General features: G+C 58.5%; 18 protein-coding genes and 1 pseudogene. 7 read left to right on the top strand and 12 right to left on the bottom strand.

What is annotated here, in order from left to right; all coding sequences use genetic code 11:
- Nucleotides 1-22: 22 nt before the first annotated feature.
- The 5 genes from sS8_RS07445 to sS8_RS07425 form a co-directional block, all read right to left on the bottom strand.
- Complete coding sequence (locus sS8_RS07445; protein ID WP_119629094.1) at nt 23-2,557, bottom strand: SGNH/GDSL hydrolase family protein; 2,535 nt, start codon at nt 2,555-2,557, stop codon at nt 23-25.
- Nucleotides 2,558-3,758: 1,201 nt separating this feature from the next.
- Entirely contained in the window at nt 3,759-6,896 is a 3,138-nt protein-coding gene (locus sS8_RS07440) for an efflux RND transporter permease subunit (protein WP_119629093.1), read from the bottom strand.
- A complete protein-coding gene (locus tag sS8_RS07435) occupies nt 6,893-8,101 on the bottom strand; it encodes an efflux RND transporter periplasmic adaptor subunit (protein ID WP_119629092.1) in 1,209 nt (402 codons plus the stop codon). The genes sS8_RS07440 and sS8_RS07435 overlap by 4 nt, the downstream gene beginning before the upstream one ends.
- 276 nt (nt 8,102-8,377) lie before the next feature.
- Complete coding sequence (locus sS8_RS07430) at nt 8,378-9,778, bottom strand: efflux transporter outer membrane subunit (protein WP_119629091.1); 1,401 nt, start codon at nt 9,776-9,778, stop codon at nt 8,378-8,380.
- The gene (locus tag sS8_RS07425) at nt 9,775-10,074 is read right to left on the bottom strand and encodes a hypothetical protein (protein ID WP_119629090.1); all 300 of its coding nucleotides are present in this window, start codon (nt 10,072-10,074) and stop codon (nt 9,775-9,777) included. The genes sS8_RS07430 and sS8_RS07425 overlap by 4 nt, the downstream gene beginning before the upstream one ends.
- 417 nt (nt 10,075-10,491) lie before the next feature.
- Here sS8_RS07425 and sS8_RS07420 point away from each other — a divergent pair, with 417 nt between their 5' ends.
- The 5 genes from sS8_RS07420 to sS8_RS07395 all read left to right on the top strand — a co-directional run bounded on the left by sS8_RS07420 (nt 10,492) and on the right by sS8_RS07395 (nt 17,403).
- Entirely contained in the window at nt 10,492-11,535 is a 1,044-nt protein-coding gene (locus sS8_RS07420; protein ID WP_119632595.1) for an IS5 family transposase, read from the top strand.
- A 164-nt stretch (nt 11,536-11,699) separates the two neighbouring features.
- Nucleotides 11,700-12,080, top strand: a complete 381-nt coding sequence (locus sS8_RS07415) for a Dabb family protein (protein WP_232020555.1) — start codon at nt 11,700-11,702, stop codon at nt 12,078-12,080.
- A gap of 321 nt (nt 12,081-12,401) precedes the next feature.
- Entirely contained in the window at nt 12,402-13,076 is a 675-nt protein-coding gene (locus tag sS8_RS07410) for a methyltransferase (protein ID WP_119629089.1), read from the top strand.
- A 585-nt stretch (nt 13,077-13,661) separates the two neighbouring features.
- On the top strand, nt 13,662-14,093 hold the full coding sequence (locus sS8_RS29060) for a hypothetical protein (protein WP_145986442.1): 432 nt from the start codon (nt 13,662-13,664) through the stop codon (nt 14,091-14,093).
- Nucleotides 14,094-15,447: 1,354 nt separating this feature from the next.
- Nucleotides 15,448-17,403, top strand: a complete 1,956-nt coding sequence (locus tag sS8_RS07395) for a sensor histidine kinase (RefSeq protein ID WP_119629086.1) — start codon at nt 15,448-15,450, stop codon at nt 17,401-17,403.
- Between the two features lie 179 nt (nt 17,404-17,582).
- Here sS8_RS07395 and sS8_RS29510 read toward each other — a convergent pair whose 3' ends face one another.
- Nucleotides 17,583-17,705 (bottom strand): hypothetical protein, encoded by a 123-nt coding sequence (locus sS8_RS29510; RefSeq protein WP_269461494.1) that lies wholly within the window; start codon nt 17,703-17,705, stop codon nt 17,583-17,585.
- Nucleotides 17,706-17,790: 85 nt separating this feature from the next.
- Between sS8_RS29510 and sS8_RS07390 the strand changes: the two genes are divergently transcribed.
- Both sS8_RS07390 and sS8_RS29055 read left to right on the top strand, forming a co-directional pair.
- A complete protein-coding gene (locus tag sS8_RS07390; protein ID WP_119629085.1) occupies nt 17,791-18,078 on the top strand; it encodes a type II toxin-antitoxin system TacA family antitoxin in 288 nt (95 codons plus the stop codon).
- 247 nt (nt 18,079-18,325) lie between these two features.
- Nucleotides 18,326-18,598, top strand: a complete 273-nt coding sequence (locus sS8_RS29055) for a GNAT family N-acetyltransferase (RefSeq protein ID WP_232020554.1) — start codon at nt 18,326-18,328, stop codon at nt 18,596-18,598.
- Between the two features lie 430 nt (nt 18,599-19,028).
- Here the strand turns inward: sS8_RS29055 and sS8_RS29870 are convergent.
- The 6 genes and pseudogenes from sS8_RS29870 to sS8_RS07355 all read right to left on the bottom strand — a co-directional run.
- Nucleotides 19,029-19,349: pseudogene (locus sS8_RS29870) on the bottom strand (RHS repeat-associated core domain-containing protein); the annotation flags it as partial.
- A 342-nt stretch (nt 19,350-19,691) separates the two neighbouring features.
- Nucleotides 19,692-21,212: a flavin-dependent monooxygenase QhpG gene (gene qhpG / locus sS8_RS07375; RefSeq protein ID WP_119629084.1), complete on the bottom strand. Its 1,521-nt coding sequence runs from the start codon at nt 21,210-21,212 to the stop codon at nt 19,692-19,694.
- On the bottom strand, nt 21,145-22,545 hold the full coding sequence (locus sS8_RS07370) for a radical SAM/SPASM domain-containing protein (RefSeq protein WP_119629083.1): 1,401 nt from the start codon (nt 22,543-22,545) through the stop codon (nt 21,145-21,147). Before sS8_RS07370 ends, qhpG begins: the two co-directional genes overlap by 68 nt.
- Nucleotides 22,542-23,348, bottom strand: a complete 807-nt coding sequence (locus sS8_RS07365; protein ID WP_119629082.1) for a hypothetical protein — start codon at nt 23,346-23,348, stop codon at nt 22,542-22,544. Before sS8_RS07365 ends, sS8_RS07370 begins: the two co-directional genes overlap by 4 nt.
- Nucleotides 23,335-24,753, bottom strand: coding sequence for a hypothetical protein (locus sS8_RS07360; RefSeq protein WP_119632656.1), 1,419 nt, complete (start codon nt 24,751-24,753; stop codon nt 23,335-23,337). Before sS8_RS07360 ends, sS8_RS07365 begins: the two co-directional genes overlap by 14 nt.
- A gap of 11 nt (nt 24,754-24,764) precedes the next feature.
- A complete protein-coding gene (locus sS8_RS07355) occupies nt 24,765-26,186 on the bottom strand; it encodes a ferritin-like domain-containing protein (RefSeq protein ID WP_119629081.1) in 1,422 nt (473 codons plus the stop codon).
- Between the last annotated feature and the right edge of the window lie 258 nt (nt 26,187-26,444).

The following is a 26,444-nucleotide window of genomic DNA, read 5'->3' as shown; positions in this document are numbered from 1 at the left end:
ATAGTAAACAGTCGGCAACAAATCATCTTCCCGATACGTTGATATCGGAAAAAATCAGCTTTCGCTGCTTGTTTAATTCATCATAAAGACGTGAGGCAATTAACTCATGGCCAGACGTATTCGGATGTTCATCCCACTCCGCGAGGCGTATGGCGGAAACATCCCTGCCTTTGTATACGTCAGACAGGTCGATAATAACGAAGCCCGCCGCTTCCGCTATATTCAATGTCTCTGATGTTTCTTCCTGCCATGTTCCCTCTCTGACTTGCGGCAGAAAGATAAGCACAGGTATGGCACCACTGTTGTGAGACCGTTCCACGATATGGCGGTAGGTCCAGGACAAAATCTCCACGCCATGCGGCCTGATCTTCTTGAGCGCGGTTGTTTCATCCATCCCGCGCGCCAGCCCGCCACGCGCAACGATCTCCAGTAAAGGCTTGAAAGGAATGCTGATATCTTTCTGTACGACTTCAACAAGATAGGAAGCAGCACGTGAGATTTCCCGCCCCGTTGCAACATAAAAGACTGCGTTCGGCGCAAACTCCAGCGCTCTGTCCAGGGCGACAAGTTGTTGTAAGGGTTGGTATCCCTGAATCCCGAAATTGAGAATCTCATACCGCCGCCGAGATTCATTTTCATGGTTCAAACGATCTTCTACCAATGCCTCGAACGTTTCGCCATCTCCAACACCCCACCCCATAACGGAAGATGCGCCCAGCAATGCGATGCGATAAGTATCCGATGGCGGCTGTAACTCATAATCCCGATCGCGCATCCCCCAGCGATTGATGCTCACCGTTCCATAAGTTGTATTCAACATGACCGAGGGAACTAAATCATATTGTGCGAAACCATCACTGAAGCGCTTTAGGCCGGCATTACTGCTTAACCAATTGGGAGGCTTCTTGGTATAGACCTCCCATAGCTGTGAATTAAAGCGGTCGACAGATAGAAGATTCTCGTAATAACCGCGCTCCAAGTGAGCCGTATCCAGGCGACTTAAATGTGCTGATCGCAACGAGTGCACAAGCGTGCCGACCTCCGCTCCCATTTGAGTGTGAATACTTTGCATGCTTATGCTCGCCAAAAGGATCATCGATCCAACCGTCGCCAATCTTTCCTGTTTCCAGTCGTGGCTAGGCTCTTGGGAAGATCGCGCATTCCGAATCGTGTTTCGCTCGATGTTACCCAAGAACATGACAACTAAAATAATCCCAGGAAATATAAGGACACTAAGCGACAGATCTCCCTTTAAAGCCGACCAAAGTGAAAACCAGCTAGACAAAGACTCAGTAGTCCAGAAGGACCAAAGCACGCAAATGAACCAGAAAGTGGCATAGGACCTCAGCGTAACAACACAGAGATCCCTAGCAGTCTGCTTTCCTTTGCCCAGATTACGGCCTTCACGTCCATATCTGATCTCATAAAGCGCGTTGGCGACAACCAATCCTCCTAGAATCGCCCAAAATAATATATCCTGCAAAACCAACAACATCGTACCGCGCAGCCAAAACCACTGATAGGCATGCAAAAACCAGGTGAGCATGAATACATACAGCGTCGCTATTACCATCGCTTTGGTCGTACCGAGCGTACGAAGCTTAAATACAGCAGGGTAATAAAATATCTTTTGCATGAAATCTTTCCAATAGATATTTATACGCCGCCAGAAATCGGTAAAACTGGAAGCCAGGAGATAACGATTATGTGTCTCCGGCAAGCGAAAACCGAATAGGTAAAGCATGCCGGCAATCAAATGGAAAAGGCCGGATATGCGCAGGTACAGAAGAAAGTTTGCCACCAGAAATTGGGTCAGCTGTGCCGGATTGGTAACCTCCTCCGGTGCAAGTGTGAGATGATAATAGACTACACGGTATAAAATAAGGTGAATTACGCCCCGCGTCATCCAGTCGATGCCGGTCTGGTAGATTCGATAGGCATCGTCATCGTAGTAGTTTCGGCGAAAAGTTTTGTAGTCGATAACCGGAAAGAGCGGAAAGCATGCATTCGGCAGTAGAAAAAAATAAGAAAGCCTCTGTGTGAGTGTTGTCGGAGTAGTGTCGTGCCGTAACTCGTAGAAGTATAGGATCAGCCGAAACATGAATATCGAGCCTAGTATCGGCCAGACGGCATCTGAAATCGGACCATCCACCCATCTGGCACGGAGGGCCGCCAGGATAACGCCAGCACCCAAGAGCAAAAAAACGCGTTTCTTGAATGAAACCGGTAGATGGCAAAGGCCGATGAGAATCAAACCGACAACAACCAAGGATAATCCATTAATCAGATCAAGAGTAAGGATGAATCCTGCCAACGAGAGTAGTAAAAAGAAGGGCAATCTATAACTGAGTGGAAGTAACGCATGTACGGCAAATCCACCAAAGGCGAGCAATGCGAGTTGTAGAAAGGCCGCGCTTTCAATTTCGAATTGTCGTAACAAGACCGTCATGATTCCGAGTTGAAAAAGAATGAGCAGGTATTCTTTGATACCTATACGTCCTTCTGCCACTGTCGTACTCAAATGGGGTGTGATTTCCTTTTGTTTGATGAATCTCACGTTAACTATCTCCCGGATAGAAAGCTGGCTAGAATCTGAAATACATCATCATGACACGACAACAGTCGGCGCACTGTGACCCCTGGACATCACCAAAATATCCGCGGAAAAAATGAAAATCGGAAGTTTGTTCTTATCATTGCTCAAACAGTCTTCTTGACGGTCAAATGGCTGCTCTCGAATATCCGTGTTGAGGTAAGGCAACCGATGTAACGGTTGACGCCAAAAAGCAGTTCACCTCTCCATATCCACGAGTCAATTTGGTTTAAATCGATACCTACCGAAGATGAAAAGGAAGATATTTGTTTTCAGGACCTCCGCAAGCTGCACCTGCGTCTTATTGGTTGAACGCGTTTAGCGCCTTCCTTAATCGAGAATATTCACTGATTCTATAAGTTCGTCGATATTATTTTCGCTTTGCCTAGGGAGATCGGGCAGCAGATAAGATGCCTGTTGATTGATACAGCGGGCTTAATGAGAGACTGCCAAGCAATCCCGGAATAGAGAAATGCGGAAAAAAGGCAAAGAGGGCTAACCGAGGAGGCGATACGTGCGGGAAATGTTTTTAAATCGGCGATCCGCTCGGAATACGGAGCCAAGCCAGACGCTTTGAATGACTGTGAGGGAACGGATAGCCCGGTTAGATAACTCGCCCGCGTCGAGAAGGTAATCTTGCTGCAAAAAGGATAAATCCGAAGCCGATCGATGGCCGACACATAGGGCCGGATACAGCGGAAACCCGGGCAAATCGATACGCATGAGGCAGCGGTTGGATGATCCTGCCCACGACTATGAGCGGAAAAATCAGAAAAATCGATTAGTCCGTAATTCGTATGTTCGACGGGTTCGTAGACCAGCATCGGATACGCTTCCTTGGGTGCCCCGGCACGCTGATGATGCACTCGAGACAAACCATGGTCAAGCAATTCGCATGGCGCGGAATGTGCAATCCGGAGAAGGCGTCAAAACAAGAACAAATTCAATACTGACGCGCCCGAGGCACGCTGGAGTTTCATCGCCGCCGGGACCCAGCAGGCGCACCTGCTGGGCATTTCCGCCACGGATATTCTTCCCGCACCGCCGCCCCGGCGATGTCGCCACCATCAACGGCGGCGAGTGGCCCGCGAAGATGGCCGAGCAGCGATAGTACCTGATCAAGCGCCTCAAACAGATGAGTGGCATTCAAGGCCCCTGGGGTCGATTAACCTCGAGGAGTGAGCATTCTGAGTTTTGCCAAACCGCTGAGAGTTTTTATCAACTCCCTCACATCGTTCAGTACGGCATAACAGGCCGGGATTAGAATCAGGGTTGCAGCCATGCCGAACAGAAGGCCGAATGTGAGAGAAAGCGTCACCGGCACCAGGAACTTGGCCTGTTCGCTGGTTTCGAACAGCATCGGGAAGAAGCCGGCCAGGTTGGTCAGGGATACCAGGACGATGGGACGGAAACGGGCCGCGCAGGCTTCGGAAATGATGTCGCCCAGGCGGGCGGCCTGGTTGCCGTGCTTGCGGATGTAGTCGAGCAAAACGATGCTGTCGTTCACCACCACGCCGCTGGCCGCCACCATGCCGACCAGCGACTGGAACGACAGAGTCAGCCCTAATGCCCAGTGGATCAGTACCGCGCCCAGCCAGGCTACGGGTACGGCGAGCATGAACAGGAGCGGCTGCAAATAGGACCGGAAGCTGACCGCGATGAGGGCACAGATGGCCGCGAGGGCAAGCAGGGTATTGCGTTGGAGTCCTTCCGCGACCAGATCGGCTTCCTCCTTGGCCGCGCCGCCGGAAATCGTGAGCGAGGGATAGCGGTTTTGCAGTTCCTTGAAAAAGCCCTGCTCCAGGGTCTTGAACAGAGCGTCGCCCTTGAACGTGGCCTCATCGTTCAGACGCACGTGGAGGGAGACGATGCTTTGCCGGTCTTCGCGGGACAGGGCGCCGAATCCGGGCGTGAAGCGGACCTCGGCCAAGGCTCCCAGCGGTGCCTGGCCGCCGTCCGGCAGGCGCACCGGCAATGCTCTGAGATTGGTCACGGTTTCCCGTTCGGCGCGCGGGTAGCGCACCATGATTTTGACCTCGTCGCGGCCGCGGATGAAGCGCTGAGCCTCCTCGCCGTAGTAGGCGTGCCGCACCTGCTCGGCGAGGTCGCGCAGTCTGAGGCCCAAGCGTTCGGCTTCCGGTGTGAGTCGCAGGCGGATCTCGGGTTTCCCGGGCCGACGGGAATCCTCGATTTCCGCGATTCCCGGGAAGCTGGCGATCTTGGCTTTGAGCTCTTCCGCCGCAGCCTCCAGGACCGCGGGGTCGGGAGATCCGAGTTCCACTTCCAGATCGATCACGTCCTGTTCGGTGGGCGTGTGGAAATCGGGCCGAAAATCCCCGACATCGCCGACATGCTGGTACCAGCGCTGGATCAGATCTCGAATGTGAAACTGGCGGCGCGCCTCGCTGGAAAATTCGACCCAGATGGTGGGGTCGGTTTCGTTGACGAATATGTCCAGTCCTTCCACTACCGAAGGTGAACCGGGCGGTTGCAGGGCATTCAGTTCGGCTTCGGCCTGGTGCAGCGCGTCGACGAACTGGCGTACCCGCGCCTGGGTTTCCGGGTAGGGGGTGCCAAGGGGAGGGCGCAGGTGTATGTGGAAATTGTCGTAGCTCACGTCTTCTTCGAGGGAGACCTTGACGTAGTCGGCGTGGATCAGCGCCCAGCCGACGACTACCGCGCCGGCGAACAGCGCTACCGTGGCATAGCGCCAGGCCAGCACCCGCTGAAGGAATGGCCGGTACGCCCGTGTCAGCATCGCATCCAGGCCGCCGTTGAGGACCGCTCGGAGCCGCGCCAGGGCGTTCGGCGTCACCACCCGTTGCGACGGTTCGGCGGCGAGATGGGAAGGCAGGATCAGTAAAGCCTCCACCAACGAGAAGGCCAGCGACAGGATCATCACCACCGCCACCGGCTTCATGAAGCGCGTGGCCCAACTGGGCGGCACGAACAGTCCCGGCAGGAAGGCGATGAGGCCGATGCTCACGCCGAGCACGACCGGCACCGCGACGTCCCGCACGCCCCGAACGGCACCTTTGAGGCCGGTAATGCCGCGGCTCTGGAGATCATAAACCCGTTCGCTGACGATAATCGCATCGTCCACCAGAACGCCGAGGGCCAGCAGGAAGCCGAACAGCGATAGCATGTTGAGTGTCACGCCGGCGGCGGGCATCCACCACAGCGCTCCGGATACCGAGATCATGATGCCGACCGCCGCCCAGAGCGCGACTCGCGTGCTCAAAAACAGCATCAGCACAAGCAGGACCAGCAGAAACCCGGTGATGGCCTCGAACACCAGAGTGTCCAGCAATTCGGCGAAGGAGCGCGCGTTGTCGCGCCGGGTCGTGACCTCGATGCCTTCCGGTAGCCGCGCCGCCAGTTCTTCCACGTACGCCTTCACCGATTCGGCCGTTTCCACCAGATCGTGCTGAGCGATTACGCCGATGGTTTCAGAAGGGCGGCCGTTGCTCAGGTTTTCGGCGCCTTCGTCGGCGAAGCCGTCGGTCACGGATGCAACCTCTCCCAGCTTTACCGTGGTGCCGTCGGAATAGGTACGCAACGTCAGGTCGAGCAAGGCGTTTCGTTCGTAGGCAGTGCTTTTGGCGCGCAGCTGGAATTCGCCCGTTTTCGCGCGGACCACGCCGCCCGGCAGGTCCAGCGAGCTTCGGCGTATCGCCTCGGCTACGTCGGCGAGGGTCAACTGATGCTGGCGTAGGCGTTCCGCCGACACCTCGACGGAGATTTCGTAGGCGATCGTGCTCCACAGCTTGGCCAGGCGCACGCCCTCCAGCGTGCCCAGATCGTCACGTACCCGCTCGGCCAGTCTGCGCAGCGCGAGCATGTCGGTATCGCCGTACAGAACCACCGAGATGGCCGGGTATTCCCAGCTGGTGTCGTCGATGTCGATCTTTTCCACGGCGCGGGGCAGGTTGCGCAGGGTTTGGGTGCGCGAGCGGATGTTGAGGGCGAGATCCTGGGTATTGTAGTCCTGCTGTACGTGAACGACGATCACGCACTTGCCGTCCAGCGCTTCGCTGCTTAGCCGCTTGATTCCCACCAGATCGTGTATCGCTTCCTCGATGGGAATGCAGACGCTTTCCTGGACTTCCGAGGGCCCGGCGCCGGGATAGTCGGCGCTGATCCGGACCGTAGTGGGCGCGAAGCGAGGATAGGCCTGCTTGTCCATGGTCTGCAGGCTGAGGCCGCCGCCCAGAAAAATGATAATCATCAGCAGATTGGCCGCAACCGGATTGGCGGCGAACCAGGCGAGCAGGGAACGTCCGCCGAAGGAACCCGGATTCATGAGCCGTTCCCCGATGATGATTCGGCTTGCAGCTTGACGTCTGGTGCCGCTACGGTGACCCGCATGCCTTCGACCGGCAGGTCGACTCCGGAAACCATCACCGAGTCGCCGGCTGCGAGCCCTCCCGATACGATCAACTCGTCATGGCCGCTGTGTACAATTTCAACATTACGGAGTCTGAGGCGTCCCTCGGAATCGACGAGATAGACTTGGTAACCCGAATGTAGCGCGGCTTGAGGCAGCCGCACCAGATCGTTGCGCGGAAGGCCCTCGATTTCGGCGTGCACGAACAAGCCAACCGCCAGCGGCGGCCGATCTTCTCGATAACCGTAGGGTTCGCGAATTTCAGCCACGGCGTAGAGCATACCGGTCTTTTCGTCCACGACACCCTCGGTGCGGACGATTTTTCCCTCCCAATGGTGAAGTTTGCCGCCGAAGCGCGCGCTCAGGCTGACGGCGGGGCCGATCCGTGCGTTCCGTCCATCGGCGTAACTCAAGGGGAGATCGAGAAATTCCGCCTGATCGGCCGCGATCGGAAGACGCACTTCGGCCACGTCGGTGGCGTACAGTCGGCCGAGCGTTTCACCTGCGGTGACGTATTGGCCGACATCCACTTGCTTGCTGCGAACGCGTCCGGCGAAAGGGGCGTAAAGCGCGCAACGCGCACGTCTGAGCCGCGCTTCGGCAAGCTCGGCTTCGGCGGCGGCAAGCTTGGCCCGCCGTTCTTCCAGGTGAGGTTTGTGCAACACGAATTCGCTCGGCTCGCCGCCGCCCAGCGCCTGCCATTCTTCGGCAGCTTGTGCGGCTTCCTCCTGTTCCCGCAACAGTTCTTTGCGGGCCTCGGCTACGAGGGCTTGTGCCTTGGTTACCGCAAAGTCGTAATCGCGCGGCTCGATGGAGACCAAAACGTCGCCCCGCTTGAAAAAACCGCCCGCAGCGAAAGCGGGGTGGACTCGGATCACCTTGCCGGCGATCTCCGCAACCAGGTTGATCTCGGAGCGGGGTGCGACTACTCCCTGTGAATGAACGTTCAGCCTGACGAGCTCCGGCTTTGCCGGGACTACGTCGACCACGGGCGGTTCCCGCTCCGCCACCTTGGGCGTGACTTCCGACTTGCGGTCGATCAGCGTCCAGGCGGTAATTGCGCTTGCACTTAGCAGAAGGGGCGGCACCAGGATTCTTAGGCTAACGGAGTTGATCGCCATTTCTGATTTGGAGCTGTAAAAAAACTGGAGCGGTTTCTAGGACGGCATATCGGGTGTTCGTCGTTCGATCGACGAGACCACAAGCGAGAACTGTATCGAGTTCAGCGGAGCTTGATACGGTCCCGGAGTTTGTACCCAATTCGTGCGCCAGGGCCGAATCCCGCAAAACAAGGCCGGCGGCCGTCCCTTGCCGCCAGATCGGGACGGAAGGCGCGGAGCCGGTCACCGCTTGTGCAGCGCTCACCAAACCAGCGTTCAAACCTGGCATCTTCGCCTTCATACTCCCCCACCCAGCGCCAGATACAAACCGATCCGGTTGTTGAGCAACTGCCGTTTTACGGCAAGATGGGCGCTTTGCGCGTTCAGGGTGCCGCGATAGCTGTCCAGCAGGGTCAGGATTTCGATAAAGCCGTGGCGGTACGAATAGATCGCGAGTTTTCGGCTCGCTTCGGTTTGTTCAACGGCTTCCCTGAGTGCCCGTTCCTGTTCCCTAAGCCATTCCTCGGCGGCCAGGGATTGCTCGACCTCGCGGAAAGCATTGAGCGCCGTGCGCCTGTAAAGATTGAGCGCTTCCTCCGCCAGTGCCCGGTTCAGTCGAATCTCTCCCGTGATCCGACCGCCGGTGAAAAGCGGCTGCAGGAGCCCTATTGCGACATTCCAGACCGCGGCGCGGGGATCTACCAGTTCGGTCAAGGCCGGACTCCGGGTTCCCCCGGTAGCGGTGAGGGCGACTCGAGGCAAGAGTGCCTTTCGTGCGCTTTCCAGCCGGAAATCGGCCGCATGCAAGCGGTCGAAAGCCGCGACCAGGTCGGGACGCCTTTCGAGGAGTTCGGAAGGCACGCCCGCCGGTACCGGAGCGGGAGGGGCCGGCAGTAATGCCTCCGTTGCGAGATCGGCCGCCGGGTAGCGTCCCAGCAGGACCTCCAAGAGGCGAACCACGGTTTGGACGCGGTTGCGCGCCGTTGCCAACTGAGATTCAGCGTTCGCCAAGTCGGTGAGCGCCAGGCGCAGATCGAGGCCGCGAGCCAGTCCGCGGGCAAAACGTCCGCGTACGAGTTCGACGATGGTGCGCCGGTCGCGGATCGATTCTTCGGCAACTTCTGCCTGAAGCCTGGCTTCGGCCAGTTCGAAGTACGCCTGTGCCGTTCTTGCCGCGAGGGATAAGCGGGCGGCGTGAAAATCGGCTTCCGTCGCGGTGGCTTCATGAATGGACGCCTGCCGGAAAGCGCCAATGCGCCCCCAGATATCCAGTTCCCAGTCCAGCGTGAACAAGGCTTCAAAGGCACCGAATTCGGTCGATCCGAAGCCGGCGCTGCGCACCTGGGCACGCTCGTAGCCCGGCGTGAAAACAAGTTGCGGCCAGCGCCCGGCGCCGTCGATGCGGGCCTGTTCCCGGGCGACCTCGACTCGGGCGGCTGCGGCTTTCAGGTCGTAATTGCTCACTAGCGCCTCCTGCACCAACGCGCTTAACGCGGAATCGCGGAACGATTCGACCCAGTGTTCGGAAACCGCAGCCCGAGGGGTGGATGTCGCCGTCCACATTGCCGGAATCCCGGCCCCGACGTCACTCGTGTCCCGATCTGGGGTCGTTCCGCATCCGGCGATGAGCGATAGGATCAAGCCTGAAAATGTTACCGATGCCCGGGCCAGTCGGAATCTATCCACTGCACGACTCATGGGCGAGCAAGGTTATCCGGAGCCGTGTGCGTGTCGTGCGCCTCCGCAAGGCGTTGGGGGAGCTTGCCGGCGTGGCCGGGTAAGCCGATCACCACCGTAGCCTCGCGCCGCTCATCGCCGAATTCCAGGTGCGCCGGCATCAGCGTGGCATTGCGATGAGGATTGTCCGGTTTCCTGCCTCGGCGCCTAATCGGTGGGTCAATGTTTTCGCAATGAACCATAAACGGGCGCGACGACGGAAATGCCGGTAGTTCCGGCGAAGCTGCCGGACCACCTGCCTGCTGCGTAAGTTTCATTCCCCCTTCTCCTCTTGATTATGAAATCTGACGCTCTAATTGGTTAAGACGAATGAGACTCCGAAAACCCCCAACACATCGACGAAAAAAATCCGAGCCGTAAACCTGGGTTAAGGCGGGAAACGGATTGCTGGTCGTGTTGACCGGCGTTGAGAAATGCGATAATCGGGGCGCCCTCCGAGACATTGCGAACGAACGGTCTCTCGGCCGTTTGAATCGCGCCGCATGTCTCGGGTTTACGGGCATTTGTCCGGAGCCGAAATGAGCGGCCGGTCCTAATCGACTTCACGGAATTATGAGTAATGGCATGAAACGACTAAAGGGCACCTCGAAAAACCTCCTTGGTCTGCGCGCGCCCGGTAAAATAGGACCTGTAGCCAATCAGTGTGTTGAGTCCCAGACATGACCAAACCGAAGATGCCAAAGTCTCCGAAGAGCGCGATCAAACCCGATCTGTTTGCGGCCGATTTGCGCAAGCAGAAGATCGACCGGATGGGCGATCCGCTGGTGGCCTTCGAGACCCACATCGACTTTGCGGCGCTTGCCGCGGACGTGGATCAGGCGGCGCCCCGACCGGTCAGCCCGCAAGGCGGTCGTCCGCCGTTTCCCACCGAAACGATGGTGCGCATCCTGTTTCTCAAGCGGGTCAACAATCTCTCGGACGAGCAGATGGAATACCAGTTGCTTGATCGGATGAGTTACCAGCGCTTCTGCGGGCTGATGGACTCGGCCAGCATCCCGGACCGCACCACGATGTGGACCTTCGAGAACCGCATCGGCGAGGTCGGCGCCCAGGCGCTGTTCGACGGCATCGAGCGGCAGTTGCTCAAGCATGGCTACATCGCCCGCGGGGGGCATATCATCGACGCCACCCTGGTGCCTGCGCCAAAGCAGCACTTCAGCAAGGACGATAAGGAGATGCTGAAGGAAGGCGCGATGCCGGCGGACTGGAGCCCGGCCAAGCGGCGGCAAAAAGACCTGGACGCCACCTGGACCAAGAAGCACGGCAAGAGCCACCACGGCTACAAGCTCTCCATCAACGTGGACAAGCGCTACAAGGTTATCCGCAAGATCGAGACCGGCACCGCCGCTACTCATGACAGCCAGCACTTTGAGGCGGTGTTGAACACTAGCAACACCAGCCGGGACGTCTATGCCGACAAGGGCTATCCGAGTGCGGAACGGGAAGCCCAGCTCCAGGAAGCGGGTTATCGCAACCACATCCAGCGCAAGGGCCAGCGCAACCATCCGCTGTCCGAACGGCAGAAACAACGTAATCAACGCATCGCCCGGGTCCGAGCACGGGTCGAGCATCCCTTCGCCGCCATCGCACAAATGGGCGGCAAGTTTATTCGCACCATCGGCCAGGCGAGGGCGAACTTTGCCATGACGATGATGGCGGCCAGCTATAACCTGAAGCGGCTGGTTTACCTGAAACAGGCGGGTGTCGTGGCCTTTTGAGGCCCACCCTCGCCCGAAAGGCCCCCAACGCGGGCGATTCGGGGAAAATGAAAAGTGAAATGGCGACAAGAGCGTGAGGGAGTCGGCTCGTGTGCCCGCCCGGTCAAAAAATTAGAGCCGGGTTTTCATCAAAATTCAGGGTTTTTCGAGGTGCCCTAAAGGTCTTGACATTTTTGATATTCAGCCTGATGTTTACTGCCGTCAGTTCGGCCGAGCCCGTGCCGCCGACTGCCGGACGCGTGCACCATGTCGTCATCGTCTGGCTAAAGGAGCATGGGAACCCCGAGGCGCGCCGGCAATATATCGAGGCAACCCAATCGCTTTCCAAACTGCCGATGCTGTTGAGTTACCAGGTTGGCACTGTACTGCCAGGCAAGCGTGACGTCGTCGACAGTTCGTACGATGTAGCCATTGTTGCCACGTTCGAGAACGCACAAGCGCTCGACGAATATTCGCGACACCCGGACCACGACAAAGTGATCGACGAAAAACTGAAACAATTGGTGGACAAGGTGCTCGTATACGATTTTGTCGAGGCTCCGTGAGTGTCGCTCCGATTTCGAGCGCGCTCCGGGCCCGCATGTAACCTGAAGCGATTCTGAGCCTGTTGAACTTGCCCCAGTGACGGCGCGGACCGTGCCTGTTTGCGGCCGGGTGTGCCCGGAATCCGCCGGAAAGCGGATTCCGGACGGGGTAAAACCCAGTACGGGGTGAAAAGGTATTGACAAAGCGGGTGAAAACCCGCTTTTTTGCGCCTGAAAAAAGCATTCGGGGATAGGTAAGGTGAATTAGGGGGGAACCATCCTGTTACCGCACCTCAATCGACCCACGCTTGTCCTGAACGAACAAAAATCTATCCTTAAACCATGCAGCAGACCAATATGAAAAATCAAAGCATGTCGATCGAAAAAAGGGAATCAGAGCTGGCAGAATATCTTGAAAGACAGCCCTATGCGGTTGAGCTTGACGGTATCACCTTGAAAATAGGAAAAAATGTATTTCCATCGGATTTTGGACTTACCAGTTCATTTTTTGGCCAGTTCATACTGCGGCAAGAATCGGCCGACCGTGCCCTGGATATGGGTTGCGGCAGCGGGTATTTCGCTTTTTTGCTGAAAAAGTTGGGATGCAACAAGGTAGTCGGCGTGGATTTCAACAAGGATGCGGTGAACTCCGCGCGAGAAAACGTCTCCCTTAATCCCTTGCTTGGGCCGATAGATTTCATACACAGTGATCTCTTCACTGATGTCCCCAGCTCAAAGTTCGATCTGATCGTATTTAACTTTAATTACTACCCTTCCAACGGTACGTTCGGGCTCAATGAAGACGGAGGACAAGAGATTTTGAAAAGGTTTTTTGCTCAAGTCCAAGACTATATACACAGCGAAACGATAATTTTCATTCCATACTCACAGTTTGTTGGAGAAGAGCATGATCCGAAAACGGTTTGCCCGAGATTCGGTTTTTCGGCCGAAACCATGGTGACCACCGAGAATGCTGCCGGCGAACATTATGTCTACAAAATAACAAAGACGGTCTAGCTGTAGCAGACAACGGTTGAACCGCATCGAGACCGAAACCATCCGACATCCCTGTGAATTCGAAAGCGGCAGCCTGGTCGTTGGAAGACGCATGGCAATTTCGGAGGAATTTCCGTATGGTCGCTGCGTTCCCCTTTGGCGTCGTCGTGGCGCCCACTGTAGGGATCGAAAAGATCGAGAGGGGGACGATTGCTGCCGGACGCTGAGGGCGATCGGGCAGGGCTCGATCGGCCACCGCAGAGCTGTACAAGATTGTCAGAAAATTTTACAGCGCATGGGCCTGTTGGCTGTAGTGCCTGGGTTGAGTCGGCAGCTTTATAGATCAATGGTATATGGAAGATTCCGGCGCACTTAATTTTAAGGGCGGACGGTCGGCGATCGTCTGAATCGGGTGTACAGGCAGGCATAAGACAGGCGAATGTTACAAAAAGTTAACAAAAAGGATCTTTTCACGGAATTGAAAAAATCCGTAAAAACAAATAGGTAGGGAACTGGCATGGAGCTTGACATGAAAGTGGCGGCGTTTGGACGAACGCTCTAGGAACCATCGACTATTACCACTTCATGATGACAGGAGAAGAGTTCATGAACCATTCGCGATTCATCGTAAAAGCCGCCGGAATGTCTGCCGCATTGCTGATAACGGCCGGATCGGCCATGGCGGATGTCGAATTCATCGGGGTGGATCCCGAGGCGGCTCTAAGTGAATCAAACACAGTTGCTACCGTGACCGGTTCGGTAGTCTGCAGCACCGGAGAGTCATTTACCGCGAGTGCTGCAGTCCTGCAGAATGTTGCCGGCTCTTTCATCGCCGGCTCGTCACAGTCGACAAATCAAGATGCACCGTCCTTTCGTTGCACAGGCGAATCCCAGGCGTTTTCGGTTAACGCTGAGGTCGTGCTGCCGCCCGGTGGCAGCTTCCAAGTAGGCAATGCGTCCGTGATTCTAAATGTCTCGGCTATCGGGGCCCAAGGGACGAATAGCCGTTCCGCTTCGTCAGCGTTACGCTTGAAGTAATGTGAGCCGATTTAGGGAAATCTGAAGCCAAAGTGTAAACCCCTGGCATATCCTGATGCATAGGGCAATGCCAGGGACTCATTGGCCCGAGCTGAGGATTCTGTCCATTCGCGCCGGTGTGGCGACGTAGTTTCGGCGGCGCCTCACGGTTCCCGATTCCGCATTCTTGTTCGAATTCCAGCTGGCGATACCAGTCTTTTCTTTACAATTTTTTGAAAGAGAAGCGGCCAGCTTGTTCCCATCTGAACATTCGCCCGATTTTTGTCTCCAACCGAGATGCTTTTCGATGGTTCGCGGACCTTTCGGCAGAACCACGGCATCAGAACAGTTTTGTTCCGCCACGCGTGCAAATCGGCCTCGCCACGCGACGCTGCCCCGCTTCGCTCGCGAGTCCGGGCCCCCATCCTGGCCTGCCCGCTCGTCGCGTTGCGCCTCGCCCTGCCGATTTGTCCCAGAGGGAGAGGGGACTCTCGTGGCTTTACTTTCTTGACCATCAGTAAATCTAAAGGTCATCGAAGAGGCAATGCCGACGGACTTTCTGGAGGGTCCGAACCTGGTAATTTCGGCAACCCCACGGGTTACACTCATGATTTTCGATCGTTAAGAAAACCGGAAATCATAAATTCGCATAGCGTTTGGTGGACGCTTGGTTCTTGGCAATTGGAGCGATTTGGGATTGTAGGTTCTGTTTGCGGGTTAGTCAGCAGAGTACGAACCACGAAATAACCGCAGAATCGACAAACTTCTGCTCCATCCTGTCAACGGAACCCAAGAATTACCTCGCGTTTGTATGTTCGGTTTGGAACGCCGGCGAATTCTCTTGTCTAATAGGCTTGACTTTGGGATTGCGGGTGCCCGCATCATCTTTGCGGCGACGTGCAATAGGCTATTCGTCAGGCAGGTAAATACCCTCCCGGTACCTTAGGCCGCCGGCAAGACCGGTACTCGCTTAGGCCTTGACGCGTGCGGCGTGCCGCCGCGTCAGGCTATCCCTGCTCCGATCAAAAGGCCCAGAAGGGATAAACGGGAGTGACGATCGGTCCTGAAGTTCCGCGGCATGGTGACTATATGGCTATGGACTTCGACTGTCGAACTATCAGCTTGGAGACACGCCGCCGCATTGGCTCAGCAGCATCTTTGTGTGAACTCAATAGTCCAGCAAACGCCTCTTTCCCGGACGGTACGTTATTTGTCCGACGTAAAAGATGATTTTAAGAGCTCGAGGCCGTCCGACAAATTGTCCTCCAATGCGCGATAAGTCGAGTCCGGTTCTCCAACTCTCCGGGAAAACGCCGCCTTCCCGGGTGTATAAAACGTCTATTCGGCTAAAACGGGTGCTTTCCACCATCCTGTGATGATTAAATTCAAATTGAATCAACGCTTTCTTTTAAACGGCTATTTTGTCGCGGCGTTGTCGACGGCGTTGTTACTCATGCTCCAGCTGTCCCTACGACCGATCTTCGCGGAAGCACCCACGATCAACATATTTTTGAGCGGAGTGATTCTGGCGACCTACTTCGGGGGATTCAAAGCGGGACTGTTCGCGACCGTGTTAAGCGCGTTCGTGAGTGCCTACTTTCTCGTTGGACCCTCCTTGTCTTTGCTGGTCGCGGAGAAAAGGGAGTTGCTGCGCCTCTTGCTGTTTTCGGGTATGGGAGCAGCACTCAGCGTTCTGGTTTCGCACCTACGTAAACTCGAAAAGGGTGCGCTGCAGGTTGCCATCGAGCAAAAAGAGGAGCTCCGTGCCAGTGACGAACGCTTCCGGCTGCTCGTCGATGGGGTAAGGGACTACGCACTCTTCATGCTCGATCCCGACGGGCGAATCGTTAGCTGGAATGCCGGTGCGGAACGAATCAAAGGCTGGTCAGCCGACGAGGTGATCGGCCGGCATGTTTCTCTGTTTTATACCCGGGAGGATCGGGAAGCCGGCTTGCCTCAGAGGGAAATGGCGCTGGCTATCACCCAAGGACGCTATCAGGTGGAAGGCTGGCGGGTGTGCAAGGACGGCTCCATGTTCCGGGCGGAGGTCATTCTTAACGCACTGCGGGACGCCGATGGCCGCCTTCGCGGTTTCGCCAAGATCACCCGAGATGTTACCGCTCAGAAACTGGCCGAGCGACAACTGGAGGAAAGCCACGCTCGACTGGATAGCGTCATCGAGTCGGCGATGGACGCCATCATAACGATCAATGCCGCACAACGAATCGTCTTGTTCAATACGGCGGCCGCCCGGATTTTCGGTTGCCCTGCGGCGGAAGCGATCGGCGCGTCATTGGATCGGTTCATTCCCGAAGCCGTTCGCGAGGCTCACCGGAAGCACGTTCGTAAATTCCACGAAAGCGGTGTGACCAAGCGCGTGATGGGCCGGCTCGGTACACTGAGCGCCATGCGCGGCAATGGCGAAGAGTTTCCGATCGAGGCATCGATCTCGCAGACCGAAGTCGCCGGACAAAAGCTCTTCACCGTGATCCTGCGCGATATTACCGAGCGAAAGCAGGTTGAGGCGCTACAGGAGAATGACCTCAGAAAGAACGAATTTCTTGCGATGCTCGGTCATGAGCTCCGGAATCCGCTTGCCCCAATCCGCAGCGCAGCTCAAATCATACGCAAGATCGATGCGGGCGAGCCCCGGTTACGCTGGGCAAGCGATGTAATTACCCGTCAGGTAACCCACCTGACGCGGTTGGTGGATGAACTCTTGGACGTCTCCCGGATCGTGCAGGGCAAATTGATCCTTCACAAGGTTCGCGTGAGTATGAGCGCGTTGATCCAGCAAGCCGTGGAAATCAGCGGGCCACTGATCGAGGAACGACATCAGACGCTGAGCGTCGCGATTCCGGACAGGGAGGTGTTGGTCGAAGGAGACAGTGTGCGGTTGACGCAGGCCCTGTCCAATCTGCTCGACAACGCGGCCAAGTACACTCCGGAAGGCGGGAGTATTTGGCTGACTGTGACCTGTCGTGCCGATGAAGCGGTCGTTTCGGTCCGTGATAGCGGCGAGGGCATCGTCCCGGCGCTTGTGCCCCGCCTGTTCGAGATTTTCACCCAGGCCGAACGCACCCTCGATCGGTCCGAAGGTGGATTGGGACTCGGCTTGGCCATCGTGCACAAAATCGTCGAATTGCACGATGGCAGAATCGAAGCCAGGAGCGAAGGGTTGGGCAAAGGTAGCGAATTTATCATGCACCTGCCTTTCATCGGCGGTGAAAGCTGTCGAATGCCGGTTGTAACCCCATCCTGGCATACCTCTGCTGCGGACGCCCCAGAGACCCGGCAACCGCTCGGATTAGCACGGGAACAGCCCAGTTGACCGGGTTATTAATCCGGCCCTTAAATAGCCCGACTCAAAATTCAGCTAACTTGCCTGTCCTCCAGGCCGCCCACCAAGTTGTTTTTCAGGGGGTAAGTCTTCAGGTAGAACAGGATGAACAACAGCCGGTCGGTCATGGTCGCGATCACCGGAGGACGCCCGCCCTTGGAGGCGTCTATTCAGGTCGTTTCTTTCCAGGCGGCCGTAAAGTGGACCAATAGCTCGTCGAATTCGGAGGGCTTCAGGCTGGTCATAGCCATCAAGGTCTTGGGTTTCCCCTTGAGATCTTCGTAGCAAAGCATCGTTCAGGTTCAATCGGTGTTGTAGTCAGTGAAATACGATTATACCGGTTTCCGATAATGTCTAATGTAGTGAGGCTTACCTCTTATGCCCAGCGAACACCATCCCCCTTCAGCGCGCAACGTGATGATTAACATCCGTGCGCGGACGACCCAGCGCGACCTCATCGACAAGGCCGCGGATGCTTTGGGAAAGAATCGTTCGGATTTCATGCTCGAAGCGGCTTGCCGGGAAGCGGAAAATGTCTTACTGGAGCGCCGCTACTTCACCTTAAGCGAAGAACAGTTCGAGGCATTCACGGCGCTGTTGGATGCACCGCCCGCAACCAACGAGAAACTGCGCCAGCTGCTGGCAACGAAACTGCCCTGGGAATGAGCCGCGGTTATGAAGCAAGCGGGGGGAGGGCGGCTGTGTGCGCCCGAACCGCTGAGCGCTGAGCACGATGTGCTCGCCTTCAGCTCGGGCGAAACAGTCCTTGATCTTTGGCTCAAGCAACGCGCCCTGAAAAATCAGGGGAGCGGTGCCTCACGCACCTATGTTGTTTGCAACGACCAGCGCGAGGTACTGCCTTGCCACCGGCGCTTTGTCCGTGGAGCAGGCTCCGGGGAAAGTTCGGCGCAACATGCCGGACCCGATTCCGGTGATGGTGATCGGTCGTTTGGCCGTTCATGCCGAATGGCAGGGCAAAGGCCGTGGCCGCGCCCGCGCCCTTCTGAACGATGCCCTCCGGCGTGTCCTGCAGGCGGCTGAAATTGCCGGGATTTTAGCCGTTCAAGTCCATGCAATATCAGACAAGGCGAAAGCTTTTTATGAGTCGTGCGGCTTCTACCCGTCTCCTGTCGATGCCATGACGTTGGTCATTACCTTGGCTGAGGTTAAGGCCGTGCTGTCATGATGTTGCAAAGCCCAAAAGCAATAATAGTTGTAAACAATGTAGACATAGAAAATCAGCTACCACCCGCAGAGCGGGTGGTAGCTGATTTTCTATGTCGAGGTGCGGGTAATCGTTCAAGAATTTGGCTTTACTACACACATCTGCGCCGGTGGTGAGGAGACCCGGGCGATCAAACTAGAAGTCGGATTTAAGGCCACCCCATTACCCACAGCTTTTTACGGCTTTCGAATCAATGGGTTGCCTGCCGTGCCAAAGTTCCGATTCAAGGCGATGGCCCGCTGGCGCAAGTCGAAAATCAAGCACTTGGATCGGCGCAACTGGCCGGGCGTCCATAGGCAAAGGACTTGTGGGTAATGGGTCAGAGCTGTTCAATTCTTACGAATTCGGGTAAAAGGTTTTGATTTGCCGAGGGAGTGAAGCGTTGTCCCCGTTAAAATAAAGCCTGCTGCTTCGACTCTGTATGAACATCCAATTGCTGCTGGAAAGTGAGACGTCCAGGACGTGGAGAGATAGAACCGCTGAACGTACCTCCTTCCATATATTGGCCTGTTGATGGACGTAACAAGTGCCAGTCTAACAGGTGGCCAGGCTGGTGTGCCAAACCCCACGGATCCACCCACGAGACCGGATTCGGCGCATACTGGTACAGATTGAACCCGCCCGCCAGTCCAATCGGGTCCTGGCTGATGAACCGCCCGATCTCGGGATCATAGTACCGGAACGTATTGTAGTGCGGCCCGGCCTCGTCGTCGGTGTATTGGCCAGGTTAGCGCAGAGGACAGTCGGTGGCGAACGGCGTTGGCCGGTCGGCTTCGGACAGGACCGGGCCGAGCCGCTCCCCAGGGCGCTGAAGAGGTGTGGCCTTGGGTCGCCTGGCGTTCATGAGCGGATGCTCTGGTGAGGGCGAGGAGTCGATTTGGGCGTTTGGTCGCCCGGTTTGGGTTGGCGTGGCGCGCTAACCCGGATATTTCGACCCGATGACGGCTTTGGAGAACAACGTTCGATATGTCCAGGTGGATGAAAACAGACAATCACGGGGGCGGCGTTGGCGGACGAACAGAGCACGATTCTGTTTATTGCCTGTTGGCCAGCCTTATACCAGCCGCAGCACGCCCCGTTGCAGAAGCCATCCCGCCATCCGAACCGCCGCCTGACGCGGCACAGTATCGGCCCATTGCCCGACCAGTTGCCCCAGGCTGCCCACTACGGGAACAGCGTCCAGCAGAGGCACCAGCTCAACCCCGGCCAGGAATGCCACAGGGTGCGCGAGAGCAGGATGGGCTACCGCCGCCCCCCGCCGCACACAATCATCAATCACGCAGGGTACCTGGACGATGCGTAACTCTGGGCAAAGCGCCACCGGTCTGTTCCAGGCGTGGACCGGATCATTCAATGCCGAAATGGGCGGGAGGGGTGGCGCATCGACACTCTCCGCCGAGGCAGGTTCGGCCAGCGCCAACCGCAGCCGTTCCCACCAGGGCGATGCGTCCCCATCGGATGGCAATTGCCAAGGCTTGGCGCGGGCCTGCCAGAAGGGCTGTTCCGCCATGCCGAAAGCGCGGGCGTAATAGCCCGCTGTCCAACGTCCATGGGTGATCACGGCCTGGGTAAGGCGGTCCTCATAGAACTCGCGGGCCAATTCCGTGGAGGTCGGCTCCCTGAGCAAGGTGTTAACGGCGATTACGGTTTGCAAGGCGAAGCGCATCGCCTTTTCGACCCCGGAGGAGGACAGCGGGTCCAGTGCGAAAGCGGCGTCACCCAGCTTGATGCGGCCCTCCCGCCATGGCTCGGCGTCACAATGGGCGGTGGCGGGCCGGACCAGCACCGCCGTGACCCGGCCTTGAGCGGCATTGAATAAGCGGCTACGCTCCAACAAGGCTGAAAGGCGAGCGGCGGGCCGGAGGGAGTTGACCGGATCGACGAAGGCCATGATCCGGTAATCGCCCGCGGGGTGGGGCGAACCCCATAGCCAGCCTTCGGGCAGGGCTTCGATGTGGGTGGCATGGGGCAGCGTGCCGGCCTCGACGCGGGCGCAAATCGACAGGGTCTCCGCCGAAAGCGGTAGGCGGCGCCGCGGACGCTGCCCGGCGCGGCCCGTGGCGTCCAGCAGCAACCGGGTGTGTAGCCGCATTTCCGCCGCGCCATGCCGGATCGTAAGTCGCCAAGTGTCGCCGTTCCGCTCACTCGCCAGGAGCCGCGCCGGTTGCAGCACCGCCACGCCCCGCGTCCGGGCGGCGTCCAGCAGCAAGGCATCGAACCGGGCGCGGTCCACCATGCAGGCGGGACCGCGCTGTTCCGGGAGAATCGGGCGGGGTTCCGGATCGTCCCATAGCAACCAGCCTGGCAGGTCACTCAAGCCACTCGCCGCCGTGGCAAGACCGGGCAGGCCGAGATAGTCGAGAATATTGCCAATGCCGGGGGAGAGCGATTCGCCCACATGAGGTCGGGGGAAGTCAGATCGTTCCACTAGGGCGGTACGGTGCCCGAGCGCGGCGAGCCGCAGAGCGGCGCTGGTGCCAGCGGGACCGGCTCCCAGCACCACGACATCATAGGCCGGCACGGTGCTCCGGGGCTGCGTCGAACCAGTTTGGGCAGAGGCGGGATAAGCGGCCATAGGCTTGCATGGTGTAATGCAGCCAGCCCCGGATGAAGTCGCAGGCGGTGCGGCCCCGCGCCAATACTTCATGATGGCAGCCGCCGCCGCAGAGATACCGCGCCCAGCAGCTTTGGCACGGCTCCTGGCGGTGGACATGGCGCTCGGCCAGCCATGCCGTTTGCCGGGCGGGATCGGGTCCAGCCGCTAGATGGCCCATCCGGCCTTGCTCGTCATCCACAAAGCGATGGCAGGCTGCCAGTTCCCCTTCCGCCGACACCCCAAAATAGCCCGCCCCTGCCCCGCACGGATAGGGCCGGTGGGTACCCCGGTGCAGTTCCCGCAGTGCGTTGACCAGGTTGAGAAAGGGATAGCGCCGCCCGCCGAGGATTGCCCGCTCGGTGGCCAGCCCGCAGGCAATCATCGCTTCCAGCATCGTCTCCAGATCCGTCGGCCGCATTTCCGCCGCGCCATTGACCGAGCGCAGGAGGGGCGAGAAGCCGACGCTGTGGAACCCCAGCGTGATGAATTCATCCAGGGTTGCGGGCAGGTCGAGGTTGGCGGGGGTAACAGTAATGCGGACCGATACCTGCATCCGGCGCTGCCGTTCCAACAAGGGGCGGGTCCGGGCTAGGATGCGGTCGAAGCTGCCCGAACCGTTCTTGAAGGGCCGCAGCCGGTCGTGGACCTCCCGGCTGCCGTCCAGGCTCACTGTGACCGCGAATCCATGGGCCTCGAAGAATTCCGCGTCCGACGGTTCCAGCAAGGTGCCATTGGTGGTTATGGAAAAGTTAATGGACACGCCCCGCGCCGCCGCTTTCGTCGCCGCATAGTCGGTGGTGGCCCGCAACACTGCTCTGTTCGCCAAGGGTTCGCCGCCCAGGAAGGCCAGATTGACCTTGGTGCCTGGCGCGGCTTCGGCCAGCAGCTGGTCCACCGCTTGACGCGCTACGGTCAGGGGCATTTGTTTGGCGGGACCGCCGAAACTGCCTTGCTGCGCGTAGCAATAGCTACAGCCCAGGTTGCAGGCTTGCGCCACCGCCAGGGATAAGGCGTGCAGCGGCGGATGGGCGAGGGGCGTGTCGTCGATGGCGGGCGCCGCGGTCAGGCCAACAGTGCCGAGCAGCCCGGCCAGGGCCGTTTCGTCGCCCGCGTCCAGCACGGCGGCAAAGCGGTCCGTTAGTTCGGGAGGCAGGTCGTACAGCCGCGAGCCATTCACTACCCACAACTGCGGGATGCCGCTCCGCGCCAGCAGGTGTACCTGCGGCGAGCGGGGTTTGGCATCGCCCGCCGCCTGCCGTACCAGGAGGCGGGCCAGCGGTTCGGCATCGGTCCATCGCGGAACGGCGCTCATGAGGTCTCCGCGTCCCGGCCCTGGATGATGAAGCGCAGTTCCTTTTCCCAATCCTTGAACAGATCGTCGTAGGACACCAGTCGGGTGTCGGTGCGGTTGTCCGGGATATATTCGCCGGTGTAGCGCTTCGCCAGCCACATGTCGCCATGGCTCAGGCCATCCGCGCCCGGTTCCACGTTTACATAGTCGGGACGGCTGGCGGCCCAGTAATAGCAGGCGCATTCCCGGTAATCATTCTGCCAGGGGGCACAGAGTCCCTGGGTCAATTCGCCAGGTTCCAGCAAGCCCTCGGTGAAGGCGGCGCTGTCGTCCTCGAAGAATTTTCGCACCGTCAGCACGACTTCGATGCTCGGCACCTCGCCCGCGATGACTTCCGTCGTGGCAGGCTTTTCTTCGGTGAATTCGCAGATGACCTCCTGCCCTTGTTTTTGCAGAACCCGCGCCAGGGAGTTCGACCATTCCATGAACGACACGGCATTGGGGTTGTTGGCGTTGTTGAGCGGCACCGAATCGCCGTTGGGGAATTGCGGGCCGGTGGTCAACACCATGGTCGGCACACCGTCGATTCTCAGGAGGCGGCGGTCCACCAAATCGGCGTAGCGCTCGTCCTCGGCGGCGATCACGTAGTTATTGTTTTCCACCAGCACGATGCCAACCAAGGCACGCCGCCAGAGGTTGCGGAAGTCGAACTCCAGGCCGGGGAAACAGTTGGAAATCGCCGTGCGGGGCAGCACCGATTCGGGATTGCCGGTGCCCCGGTAGTGCAGTTGGGCGGTGAGATTGCTGGGTTTAATGTGCGTCATCGCAAGTCCCCTGGTGAGTGGCGGCCGGGCTTTCGGCGGGGCGGAACAGCGCTTGGCTAGCGGCTCGGATAATCAGGTTGATTTGGCGGTGGGTCAGAGTCAAGGCGCGGCCATCGGCTCCCCGCATGAGGCCGGGCATCTTGCGGCGGGCCTTGTTGGACAGGTCGCCGATTTCGTCGGGGCGGCGTAGCGCCTCGGCGAACCAGGGCGCAGCCCCGGAACGTAGGGCGCCGAAGACCCGTTCATGCAGGGCGCGCACCGCCAGATTGTCCACCAGCGAAGTCGCCATGATGGGTTCGTAATAGCGCCCGAAATCATTGGTGTCCTGCCGGACCATGGTGCTGGCGACATTGGCCCGGCCATTCACCAGATTGCCGTTCATCACGGCGGTGTTCATCAGCCGTACGGTTTCCAGCGCCCGGAACACGATCTCCTCGGCTACCTCAATGGGCACCTCGCCCTCGACATCGGGTCCGTAGAGGATTTGTTCCAGTTCATCGGTCACCACGCGGATCGGCAGGGTATCCGGGGCGAAAGCGGGCGGTCCCGCGCTGATGTGGGCGGACGCGCTCAGGACGGTGCCATCGCCCAGCGTCAAAGAGACTGTCGCGAAGCCGTCGCACTCGTCATCCAGATAGCCCCAGCTGACTTGAGCCCCCTGGTCATTGGCATAGCCTGCGTAAATCTGAGCCGGGTTGGTCAGGGTCGGACCGCTGGTTTCCGAATAGCCGCGCCAGGTGCCCTTGTTGATGTCGTACAGCACCTTGTCGGGATGGTCGATCACCGGGTCCGGCTCGACCGAGGTGGCGGAGGTGTGGCGCTCCAGGCTGGAACCGTAGACCTTGCCGGCGGCCGGCGTGTAGCGCAGGCGGATTTCCGGGAACTCCGGGGTGGGCCGGATAAAGCGCACTTCGCCCAGCGGCAGGGTTTTGCCAGGCAGGAAATTGGCGCACTCGCCCAACAGTGGATGACTTTGGTGGTCCCGGATGCCGGACAGGCTGGCCCGTATCTTGTCATTGGGATCGCCGGTGCGGCGGAACACCTTGATGTTGCCCAGTTCCACCGACCAACTCAGCGCCCCCAGGCTTAGGCCTTCCTCTTTCAGCAGGCCGAGGGTAAGCGGCACCAGATCGCCGGTCTCGATCAAGGCGAACACTTCCAGAAACGGTGCAACTGGACGGATGCGGCCATCCTCCTCCTTGAAGCGGATGGACTCCGGCACGTAGCTGCCAACGATAGCGCCGCTCTCGGGATCGATCTGCAAAGTTTCGCGGGGCACGATGCGGCGGAAGTCCAGCGGACGGACCTCCGAAAACTGTAACTCGAATGCCTCAAGCGGTGTGGGCGCGGACCCGAGCCGACCTATGGCGATCGGGGGTAGGATGCGTAATTGCTGAATAGCCATGGCCGTCTCCTTCAAAGTAAGGCGTGGGGGGTGGATTGACCGGCCAGGATGCGGTCGATGGACTGAAGCAGTGCTTGGTCGTTTTCCCGCAGCGCCCGCAGATAGCCGTGCCGCTCCGGCGGGCTGATCGGTAACAGCCGTTCGATCAACCGGGCCGAGGCCCGCAAAGTGTCGCGGTGCAGGCGCCAGCGGTCGGCTTCGGCCTGTGGCAAGTTCAAGGTGTACGGCATGAGGAACGGCGGACCGGCCACTTTGTCAGCGCCGGGTTCACTGGCCAAGGCCAGCGGGGTCTGCATCAGGAATTCGCTGATGGCCCTGAGGTTGTACATCTCGCCGAACGCGCTGTTGATGATAAGGCCACGTGGCGTCCACGTTCCGGCGCGTTTGAGCCCGTCATCCAGCTCGAAGCTGTGCAGCAGGAAGTTGAGCAGCATTCGGTAGCGGATATTGGACAGGCTTGCCCAATCCTGGGCCTCCGGGTAGAGGATGGGCGTGCCTTCCTCGAAGCCACCGTTGATCGGTACGTACGGGTTGATGGCGACGGGCCGGGCCGGTTCCCAGTGTCCTACGCTGAGGAGTTTCGTCAGATGCTTGTAAATTTCCAGGAAGCGCTCGAAATGCGAGGGCAAGCCGTCCGCGCCGAGGGTTCCGTAAGCCTCGCCTTGCTGGGCAATTTTTTTCAGGGCACTCACCGCGTCATCGCGGGAGGCCAGCGGCACCACCAGCAGGTCCGGGGTCTGCTCGGGACCCGCCCGGAAATGGTTGCCACGGGCGCCGGCCTTGTAGCCGCGTCCCCATTCATCCCAGGAAGCTTGAAAGGGATAGGTATTGGGCTGGAACGTCGCATCCGGCAGGAATTCGGGGTTCTCCATCAGGCCTATTAATTCGGCGAACAACTCGCTGACCCGGTGGGGATTGGGCGCTTGCTGATCCACCCGCCGTTTCACGTCCTCGGCCCACGGGCCGCTCCAGTCCTCTGGCGATTCGGCGTAGACATATTTCGCCAGCGAATCCAGGGTCAGCGGTTCCAACTTGAACGGGAAGGGGAAGAACGGCGAAATCCAGGGGAAATCCTCGCGGGCCAGATGCAAAGGCCCGCCGATCAGGCGCAGCACGTTCTGCACCGAAATCAGGTGGGCCATTTCCTCCTTGGCGACGCCAAGGATGACCTCGCGCCAGCCCGCCACCGTCTGGTGGTAGGCCTCCGGCACCTGCGGCCCACCCAGGGTGTATGCGGCGTAGAGGTATTGCACCATCAAGGCATGTTCGATGGCGGCATCCATGTGCAGCAGGTAGATCACGTAGTCGCGGTGGTTGAACTCCGGTGGGACGGACTCCACGGGCGCGGCTTGGGTTTGCGGCGCCAGGCCGGCGGGTAATATCCCTCTGCCGCGTAGCAATGGTCCTAAATGACGTTGAAGTTGAAAACGCATGGGGGTTCCTGAAAACGGTTGCAAACGCGCGGGTAAGTATGGGTTATAAATGAGAAAATTCAATGTAGAGCGCAACCAAGGAGGACAAATCATCGGGGGCGCTCGGCTAAGGAGCGAACCACCGGGCATCGTCAGTGGCTATAGAAGCGAATCCTGTCCTTTTCCAGCGTCCTGTTCCTGTGGGCGCTGCTGCTCATCATCCCAGTGATCTACCTGGGTGCCTTGGACGCCCTGTCGGCGGGAGACCTAGACCCGGGA

This window comes from Methylocaldum marinum (assembly GCF_003584645.1).
Taxonomy (GTDB): Bacteria; Pseudomonadota; Gammaproteobacteria; order Methylococcales; family Methylococcaceae; genus Methylocaldum; species Methylocaldum marinum.
Note: the sequence above shows the minus strand (reverse complement) of the source record. Positions and strands in the feature narration are given on the sequence as shown.